The sequence below is a fragment of the Pseudaestuariivita rosea genome (assembly GCF_017592335.1).
GTDB classification, from domain to species: domain Bacteria; phylum Pseudomonadota; class Alphaproteobacteria; order Rhodobacterales; family Rhodobacteraceae; genus Parasulfitobacter; species Parasulfitobacter rosea.
This window is the reverse complement of the sequence record NZ_JACNMP010000060.1, coordinates 1-8192: the sequence shown is the minus strand read 5'-3', so window position 1 is coordinate 8192 and position 8192 is coordinate 1. Positions and strand designations below refer to the sequence as shown.

At 58.9% G+C, this 8192-nt stretch carries 9 protein-coding genes; 1 reads left to right on the top strand and 8 read right to left on the bottom strand.

From position 1 onward, the window contains the following. Nucleotides 1-99 precede the first annotated feature (99 nt). The 6 genes from lexA to H7848_RS19190 form a co-directional block, all read right to left on the bottom strand. Nucleotides 100-792 (bottom strand): transcriptional repressor LexA, encoded by a 693-nt coding sequence (lexA, locus tag H7848_RS19215; RefSeq protein WP_208354552.1) that lies wholly within the window; start codon nt 790-792, stop codon nt 100-102. Nucleotides 793-858: 66 nt separating this feature from the next. Next, the gene (locus tag H7848_RS19210) at nt 859-2031 is read right to left on the bottom strand and encodes a molybdopterin molybdotransferase MoeA (protein ID WP_208354553.1); all 1173 of its coding nucleotides are present in this window, start codon (nt 2029-2031) and stop codon (nt 859-861) included. Further along, complete coding sequence (gene moaC / locus H7848_RS19205; RefSeq protein ID WP_208354551.1) at nt 2018-2500, bottom strand: cyclic pyranopterin monophosphate synthase MoaC; 483 nt, start codon at nt 2498-2500, stop codon at nt 2018-2020. Before moaC ends, H7848_RS19210 begins: the two co-directional genes overlap by 14 nt. Then, the gene (gene trpC, locus H7848_RS19200) at nt 2497-3309 is read right to left on the bottom strand and encodes an indole-3-glycerol phosphate synthase TrpC (protein WP_208354550.1); all 813 of its coding nucleotides are present in this window, start codon (nt 3307-3309) and stop codon (nt 2497-2499) included. The genes moaC and trpC overlap by 4 nt, the downstream gene beginning before the upstream one ends. After that, the gene (gene trpD / locus H7848_RS19195; RefSeq protein ID WP_208354549.1) at nt 3306-4331 is read right to left on the bottom strand and encodes an anthranilate phosphoribosyltransferase; all 1026 of its coding nucleotides are present in this window, start codon (nt 4329-4331) and stop codon (nt 3306-3308) included. Before trpD ends, trpC begins: the two co-directional genes overlap by 4 nt. Next, nucleotides 4328-4909, bottom strand: coding sequence for an anthranilate synthase component II (locus H7848_RS19190; protein WP_208354548.1), 582 nt, complete (start codon nt 4907-4909; stop codon nt 4328-4330). The genes trpD and H7848_RS19190 overlap by 4 nt, the downstream gene beginning before the upstream one ends. Nucleotides 4910-5042: 133 nt before the next feature. On the opposite strand from H7848_RS19190, the gene H7848_RS20285 reads away from it, so the two are divergent. After that, a complete protein-coding gene (locus tag H7848_RS20285; RefSeq protein ID WP_208354547.1) occupies nt 5043-6695 on the top strand; it encodes a divergent polysaccharide deacetylase family protein in 1653 nt (550 codons plus the stop codon). 247 nt (nt 6696-6942) lie between these two features. On the opposite strand, the gene H7848_RS19180 is transcribed toward H7848_RS20285, so the two are convergent. Together H7848_RS19180 and H7848_RS19175 are read right to left on the bottom strand one after the other, a co-directional pair. Then, nucleotides 6943-7515, bottom strand: coding sequence for a cob(I)yrinic acid a,c-diamide adenosyltransferase (locus tag H7848_RS19180; RefSeq protein ID WP_208354546.1), 573 nt, complete (start codon nt 7513-7515; stop codon nt 6943-6945). After that, nucleotides 7515-7724 carry a twin transmembrane helix small protein gene (locus H7848_RS19175; protein ID WP_208354545.1) on the bottom strand — a complete coding sequence of 70 codons (210 nt, stop codon included), beginning with the start codon at nt 7722-7724 and terminating at the stop codon, nt 7515-7517. The genes H7848_RS19180 and H7848_RS19175 overlap by 1 nt, the downstream gene beginning before the upstream one ends. Nucleotides 7725-8192: the final 468 nt, after the last annotated feature.

The following is an 8192-nucleotide window of genomic DNA, read 5'->3' as shown; positions in this document are numbered from 1 at the left end:
CGTAGCGCGCTGCGCCATGCTGCTCTCCTCTTTTCAGACAGTGAATCAGCAATCCACAAACGCCGCTAGAAATTTATGAGTGTGTGACCTAGCCCATGTTCAGTAAGTCCGGATCAAACCAACCAGACGCCCTTGCACTTTTACTTTATCTTCCGGGAAGACACGGGTTTCGTAGGCGGGGTTGGCCGCCTCTAGCGCAATTGCATTGCCGCCGCGGCGATAGAACCGTTTGAGCGTTGCTTCGTGATCTTCGACCAGCGCCACGACGATATCACCATTATCGGCCGTTGAGGTTTCGCGGATCACGACGACATCACCATCATTGATCCCGGCCTCAATCATCGAATCCCCTTTAACCTCAAGGGCATAGTGTTCACCTTTGCCGCTTAGCATCTGGCCCGGCACGGCAACGCGGTGTGACACCTGATTGATCGCCTCAATCGGGACACCGGCGGCAATGCGGCCCATGACGGGCAGTTCCACCGCGTGGACATCAACCGGCATCGCATTGGCGGGGGGTGGCACATCCGGCTTGTCGCCGTCAATCACCACTGGCTTGAACCCACCGCCCGTTACCGAGTCTGGCAGCTTCACAATTTCGATCGCGCGGGCGCGGTGGGCCAGGCGGCGGATAAAGCCACGTTCTTCCAAAGCGGTGATCAGACGATGGATGCCGGACTTTGATCGCAGGTCCAATGCCTCTTTCATTTCATCGAAAGAAGGGGGCACACCATCGCGTTGGACGCGTTTGTGAATGAATTCAAGCAGTTCCAATTGCTTTTTCGTCAACATGGCAAACCCCGTTTCTGGCGCGTGTTTGGGGTATGTTCTATTCATGTTCTTGTTTTGTGTCAAGTCCTATAGCATCAGAACGTCAACCAGCGTGCCTGCCTCGCGCGGTCCATCATTCACGGCTCGACGGATCAGCGCATCGGCTTGGGACAAAATCCGCAGGCGAGAGCTGTCTTGGCTATCAAAGGCCACAACGCCATCATCCGTGATACGCGCGCGCATATAATGTTCACGGGCGCCATTTTGGCTAAGCGGTTCGGCCAGTCGCATCGGTTGCATCGACGCAGGTTTTTCGCCCAATCCCAACATCTTGCGCAGCAAGGGCAACAGGAAAATATGTCCGCACACCATGGCGGACACCGGATTGCCCGGCAGCCCCAGCATCGCCATTTCGCCCATTTTTCCGGCCATCAGCGGCTTACCCGGACGCATGGCGATCTTGTAGAACGCACGTTCTAGCCCCCGGTCCTGCGCGACTTGGCCGACCAGATCGTGATCCCCCACGGACGCCCCGCCAATCGTCACGATCAGATCCGCGCCCTTGGCCAGATCGAATGCGGTTTGCAGCGATGCTTCGGTATCCCGCGCGATGGGCAACAGGCGGGCTTCGGCGCCCTGGGCCTCGATCATTGCCTTCAGGCCAAAGTTATTCGATGCAATGATCTGGTCGTCGCGGGGGTGTTCGCCGGGCATCACCAGTTCGTCGCCTGTGGCAATCAGGGCAACAACCGGTTTGCGCGCCACCGGGACCGCCGCCACGTTCATTGAGGCCAACAGCGCAACGTCCGCCGGGCGCAAGCGGCGCGGGGCGGGGAAGACATCACCGGCCTTGAAATCAACGCCCAGGGGGCGGACGTGGTGCAGCACATCGAGGTTATCGCCAAGCGTGATTTGATCGCCATCGCGCTGGACATCTTCCTGAATAATCACCCGATCTGCACCTGTGGGCAGCGGTGCGCCGGTGAAAATCCGTGCCGTCTGACCCGGCCCAACTGCGCCATCAAAGGCATGACCCGCCGCCGCCTGACCGATTACTGTCAGAACCGCACCGGGGATCACATCAGCATTGCGCACTGCGTAGCCGTCCATGGCTGAGGACGCAAAGGGCGGCTGACTGCGTGCCGCTGTTACATCCTGCGCCAGCACACGGCCAGCGGCCTGGGTTAAGTCCGCCATTTCAACCGGCAGGGTGTCGGCCAGCGCGAAAACCTTCTGTAGCGCCTGATCAACGGTGATCATTTGCCTGATACCGGCCTGATTTTCCACCATCTTTCAGCATCACGCGGATGCCGCCGATTTCCATGGCCTTGTCCACAGCCTTGACCATGTCATAGACCGTCAGCGCTGCGGTCGACACGGCCGTCAATGCCTCCATCTCGACCCCCGTCTGGCCGGTGGTCTTGACCGTTGCTTCGATCCGGACACCGGGCAGCGACAGATCATATGACATCTTGACCGCGACCTTTGTGATCGGCAGGGGATGGCACAGCGGGATCAGATCAGCGGTTTTCTTGGCGCCCATGATCCCGGCCAGCCGCGCCACGCCCATGACGTCACCCTTTTTGGCATCGCCCGACATGATCATGTTCAGCGTCTCTTCGGCCATCTTCACGTGACCGCTGGCGATGGCAATGCGGTCGGTGACGGCCTTGTCCGACACATCGACCATATGCGCGTCGCCCTTCTGGTCGAAATGCGTCAGGCTCATAGACCCGCCCCCGCCGAGGTCAGCGGATTGGCCAGCAGACGGCGCGTGGCCTGCGCCACATCTTTCTGTCGCATCAGGCTTTCACCGATCAGAAAACAGCGCGCGCCATAGCGGGCGATATCGGCCAGATCGTCAGGGCTGTTCAGACCGCTTTCGCTGACGATCACTTTATCTTCAGGCGCAATGCGGGACAGGGTTTTTGTGACCTCTATGTCGGTCTTGAAGGTATGCAGGTCACGGTTGTTGATGCCCAACAGCGGCGATTTCAGACGAGCAGCGCGGGTCAGTTCATCTTCGTTATGCACCTCGACCAGCACATCCATACCCAGATCTATCGCGGTCGTTTCCAGCTCATCCGCCTGCGCGTCGCTGACGCTGGCCATGATGATCAGGATGCAATCGGCATGCAGCGCGCGGGCCTCGACCACCTGATAGGGGTCATAAAGGAAATCCTTGCGAAGCGCGGGCAGGTCGGTCGCATCGCGGGCTTGCGTCAGGTATTCATCCGCACCTTGAAACGAGGGGCCGTCGGTCAGCACCGACAGGCAGGTCGCGCCGCCCTCTTCATAGGCTTTGGCCAGCACGGGTGGGTCGAAATCAGCGCGGATCAGGCCCTTGGACGGGGATGCCTTCTTGATCTCGGCAATCAGTCCGTAACCGGTTTTCGATGCGGCAATCAAAGCGTCGGCAAAGCCGCGCGGGGCAGGGGCCTGAGCCGCTTTGGCTTCTAGATCTTCTAAAGGTGTTTCCGCCTTGCGCGCTGCGATTTCATCCAGCTTATAGGCCTTTATGTCGTCCAGAATGGTCACGTATCTGCACTTTCTGTCGTTAGCGCCGCCAGATCGGCGACTTTGGTGCGGGCAGCCCCACTATCAATACTTTCAGCCGCCAGGCGGGCGCCGTCTTTCAGATCACCCACCTTGCCCGCAATCAATAGCGCAGCGGCGGCATTCAGTAAAACCGCATCGCGATAGGCCGAGGCCGCCCCATCCAGCAGCGCGGCAAAAGCCCGACCGTTTTCTTCGGGCGTGCCGCCGACAATGGTCTCAAACGGATGGACGGGCAGACCGGCGTCTTCGGGGTGAATTTCCTGATCGGTCACTTTGCCATCACCCAAGGCAGCCACCCAACTGGTGCCTGTGATCGTCAGTTCATCGGTACCGTCCGATCCGTGAACCAGCCAGGCGACCTCAGACCCCAGTTCCGCCAGAGTTTCCGCCATCGGTCGGATCAGATCACGGGAAAAGGCGCCCGTCAGCTGGCGCTTAACACCGGCGGGGTTGGTCAGCGGGCCAAGAATGTTGAAAATCGTGCGGGTACCCAGTTCGGACCGTGTGGGCATGACATGCTTGATCGCAGGGTGATGCATGGGGGCCATCATGAACCCGATGCCCACCTGATCCAGTGCGCGTTCGACGACATCAGCGCCGACCATCACATTGATGCCCATCATGCCCAAGGCATCCGCAGCCCCGGATTTCGAACTTAAGTTGCGGTTCCCGTGCTTGGCCACAGGCACCCCGGCGCCCGCCACGACAAAAGCCGTCGCGGTCGAGATATTCAGCGTCCCTTTGCCATCGCCCCCGGTGCCGACGATATCCATTGCGCCGGCGGGGGCCTTCACCGCATGGCATTTATCGCGCATCACCTTGGCGGCGGCGGCATATTCAGCCACTGTTTCGCCCCGCGTCCGCAGCGCCATCAAAAAACCGCCCATCTGACTGGGGGTCGCTTCGCCCTCAAACAGCAGCGTAAATGCGTCACGGGCCTGGGCAGGTGTCAAAGGCCCCTGGGCTGCGGCATCAATCAGGGGCTTCATCGCGTCGCTCATGCGGGGACTTTCACTGTGTTCAGGAAATTCTGCAAAAGCGCATGCCCATGTTCCGAGGCGATGGATTCAGGATGAAACTGCACCCCATGGATCGGCAGGTCCCGATGCTGCAGCCCCATGATCGTGCCGTCCTCAAGTTCAGCGGTGATCTGCAAAACATCCGGCAAGCTGTCGCGATCCACCACCAGCGAATGATAGCGCGTCGCAGCAAAGGGGCTGGGTAGACCCGCGAAAACCCCCTGACCCTTATGCTGCATCAGGCCCATCTTGCCATGTGCAATTTCCGGGTGCTGAACAACCTTGCCGCCGAAGGCCTGCCCGATCGCCTGATGGCCCAGACAGACACCCATCAGGGGCGTTTTCACCTCGGCCGCAGCTTCGATCAGGGCCATGCAAATGCCCGCCTGAGCCGGATATCCCGGGCCGGGTGACAGCAAAATCGCCGATGGTTTCAGGGCTATCGCCTCTTGCACATTCAGCGCGTCATTGCGGTGAACAACGACCTCGGTGCCCAGTTCCCCAAGGTAATGGACCAGATTATAGGTGAAACTATCGTAATTATCGATTAAAAGCAGCATTTCTTCGCCCCAGATCCCCTTGCAAAAAAACAGTCTACCATCATAGGCTTGGGTCGAGGTATAAATGTTCAGGGTTCCCGCGCGCCGTCAAGGTGCGCCAAGGACACGAGCGGCAAAAAAAGGATATAATATCGTGGCACGTGGTTTTCTTTCCGGGGCGTTGGTCGGCGCGGCTGTGGTGGGCGTCGGTGCAGTGATTGCGGCGGCGGTCAGCGGGCCGCCGACGGATCGGCAGTTTGGTGAACAGGTGGCCGAAGGATCAGCGCCGCCCCCGGTTGAAACCGAAGTGATCGCCGAGGCGCCCGACACCACCTCGCCCCAGGTCGATGTGGCCGCGCCCGAGGTGGCCGAAGCCCCGATCATTGAAATCCTGCCGAACCCCGTAGAACCGTCCGAGCCTGAGGTCGTCGCGACCCCGGTTGTTCCAACGGTCCCCGAACCACCGCAAGAGCAAACAGTGGCAGAGGCCATGCCAGAGGCACCGGCCCCAGTTCAGCAGACAGCCGAGCCCGAACCAAACGCCCCCGCAGGGCAAGAGACGATAGCTGAGATCACCCCCGAGATTTCCTCGGCAACGCCGCCTCCGGTCGCCCAGGAACCCGAGGTGCAGATCGAAGAGCCGGTCATCATCATAACGCAGAATAATCTGCCGACTGCACCCGCTGAGCCGGGCAATCCGGATCGCCCCGTCGCGTCGGCGCCCGGTGCGCCCGAAACAGGTACCGATATCACCGTTGACCGCAGGCCTGCCACGCTGCCCTGGACCAGCGAACCGACTCAGCCCAATGCCCCTGCTATCGAAGCGGCCCCTGAGATCGCCCAGGGCCAACCTCAGACAGAACCGGACGCGCCCGAGGTATCGCAGGCCCAGGCTGAAACGCCAGAGCCTGACGTGGCTGAAGCCGCCGTGCCAGAGCCGAGTGCGCCGCAGACGGAACAGATTGCAACCGCTGAACCGCAAGCCCAAACAACGGTCCCGCGCATTCGCCTGATCGGCGAGGCGCAGCAGAACCGGGACCGCAACCCTGGCATCACGATCAATCGCCTGCCGACGATTGGCAGTCCGTCTCAGGCCGAACCAATCACCGAACAGCGCCCCAATATGCCCGACAGCGGGCGGGCACTGGCCGATAACGCAGTTGATTTCAGCAATCCGCAAAACAAGCCTTTGCTGTCACTGGTTCTGGTCGATGACGGTGCCGCACCGATCGATATGTCGTTACTGGAACAGCTGCGAAATCCAGTGGCCATCGCCGTTGATGTCACCCGCGACGATCTGGCCCAAGTCACACGGGCCTATCGCGACGCCGGGCATGAAGTCGTGATGATGACAAACCTGCCGGGCCAGGTTCAGCCTGGCGATATCGAGGTCGCCTTTGAATCCTATCGCGCCACCATGCCCGAAGCGATTGCCGTTTACGAAGCGGGTGGGCAAGGGTTTCAGTCGCAACCCCGTCTGGTCAGTCAGCTGGTTGAAATTCTTAACGGTACAGGACACGGGCTGGTCACTGTCTCATCTGGCCTAAACAGCACCCAACGTGTTGCACAGCGCGAAGGTCTGCCATCGGTTGCCATCAACCGCAGTATCGACGACCGCAACGCATCAGACATGACCATCCGCCGCAATCTGGACAGTGCAATCCTGCGCGCCCGCCGCGACGGCTTTGTCGTGCTGATCGGTCAGTTGAAGCCTGAGACGCTTACCGCCGTATCAACATGGGTGGGTAGCGGGCGTGCCGATGATGTGGCTGTTGCACCCTTGTCAGCTGTATTGCTGCGCCAATAGGCCCTGAGGTCCCGGATCACGTCCGGGACCGTCCAGTGTCACGTTAAGCGCCTCACTTCGGTCGTTCTGCCTTGTTGGTGGGATTTGGTTTGAGTATTTGGGCCAAGAAGAAGGCAGGACATTCGTTTCATTGTTCCAAAAATACTCACTGTTGCAGTCTATGGGCCTTTATCGATGTTTGATAAATGCGATGACGTCTGGGGCTGTGCTGTCCCGGACTTGATCCGGGACCTATTAGATATTGTGGCTAGCGATTGGCCCCAGGTACCCAAAGCACATCGTCTTTACCGTCGTTGTTCGCGATCCGCGCGGCCACGAAAAACCAGTCAGACAAGCGGTTAAGGTATTTTACCGCGGCGGGATTGATGGCCTCCATCGTGGCCAATTCGACCGAAAGGCGCTCGGCCCGCCGCGAGACGGTCCGGCACAGATGCAGATGCGCCGCCAGGGCCGATCCGCCCGGCAGGATAAAGCTGCGCAAGGGTTCCAGTTTATCGTTCATGCTGTCGATCTCAGCCTCAAGCCGGGCGACCTGGCCATCGCTGACCCGCAATGGCGGATATTCGGTCTCTGCATCTTTTTCCATATCCGGGCGGCACAGGTCGGCCCCCAGATCAAACAGATCGTTCTGGATCGCCGCCAGACGATCATCCAAATCAGCCGTGGCATGCAGACGCGCCAGCCCAACGGTTGAGTTCGCCTCATCCACCGTCCCATAGGCCGTCACGCGCATCGAATGCTTGGCCACGCGCGCACCATTTCCAAGCGCCGTTTCACCTGCATCACCGGTTTTCGTATAAATCTTGTTCAGAACAACCATCAGTTCGCCCCCGCCCCACGGAAATAGACAAACGCCACAATCAGGATCACCGCCACCAGCTGCGCGCCCAACCTGTACCGCATAACCTTATTGGCGTGTTTCTGATTGAACTCACTGCCCTTCGCAAACCCGCCGATCCCGATGGTCAGAATGACCAGCACAACCAGACAGGCGATGGCAGCAAGGATGAAAAGAGGGTCTGAAAACATCTGAATTCCTTTACTGTTTCCCCGCATCTAGTGGGGTTGAGCGGAAAAGCCAATGTTATGGGTTAGGTCATAGTAGTTTAGCACCGCAGTAATTTATTACGGCATGATGCGGATCATGGCGTCGCAGCATAGGGTTTTTCTAGCAAGTTGCCTCATGGAAAATTGGGCAGCCAAGAAGGTAATAATTAATGTATTAAAGCGAAAACGGAGACAAACGAGCCCGACTGGCAACCCAAATCTTTAGAAAATCGAATTAAGAGTGATAGGTACAGGTCAATATGAAACAGTTTGTTTCAGTATTAACGTTAGAGGTGGTTCGGTTTGTCTGAACAGTTTCAAGCCTTATCTTAGTTGGATTTTCCGCTCGGTTATGCCGCCCTTAGTTGGATTTTCCGCTCGGTTATGCCGCCACCGGGATTGGTCGCGACGGTTTGAGATATGCCTGATCGTGCGTTTGCCCGTCCAGCG

What these genes read in the sequence shown, in the direction of transcription:
- lexA (WP_208354552.1), bottom strand. Translation starts at nt 792, where the DNA reads ATGTTGACGAAAAAGCAATTGGAACTGCTTGAATTCATTCACAAACGC.
- H7848_RS19210 (WP_208354553.1), bottom strand. Translation starts at nt 2,031, where the DNA reads ATGATCACCGTTGATCAGGCGCTACAGAAGGTTTTCGCGCTGGCCGAC.
- moaC (WP_208354551.1), bottom strand. Translation starts at nt 2,500, where the DNA reads ATGAGCCTGACGCATTTCGACCAGAAGGGCGACGCGCATATGGTCGAT.
- trpD (WP_208354549.1), bottom strand. Translation starts at nt 4,331, where the DNA reads ATGAGCGACGCGATGAAGCCCCTGATTGATGCCGCAGCCCAGGGGCCT.
- H7848_RS19190 (WP_208354548.1), bottom strand. Translation starts at nt 4,909, where the DNA reads ATGCTGCTTTTAATCGATAATTACGATAGTTTCACCTATAATCTGGTC.
- H7848_RS19180 (WP_208354546.1), bottom strand. Translation starts at nt 7,515, where the DNA reads ATGGTTGTTCTGAACAAGATTTATACGAAAACCGGTGATGCAGGTGAA.
- H7848_RS19175 (WP_208354545.1), bottom strand. Translation starts at nt 7,724, where the DNA reads ATGTTTTCAGACCCTCTTTTCATCCTTGCTGCCATCGCCTGTCTGGTT.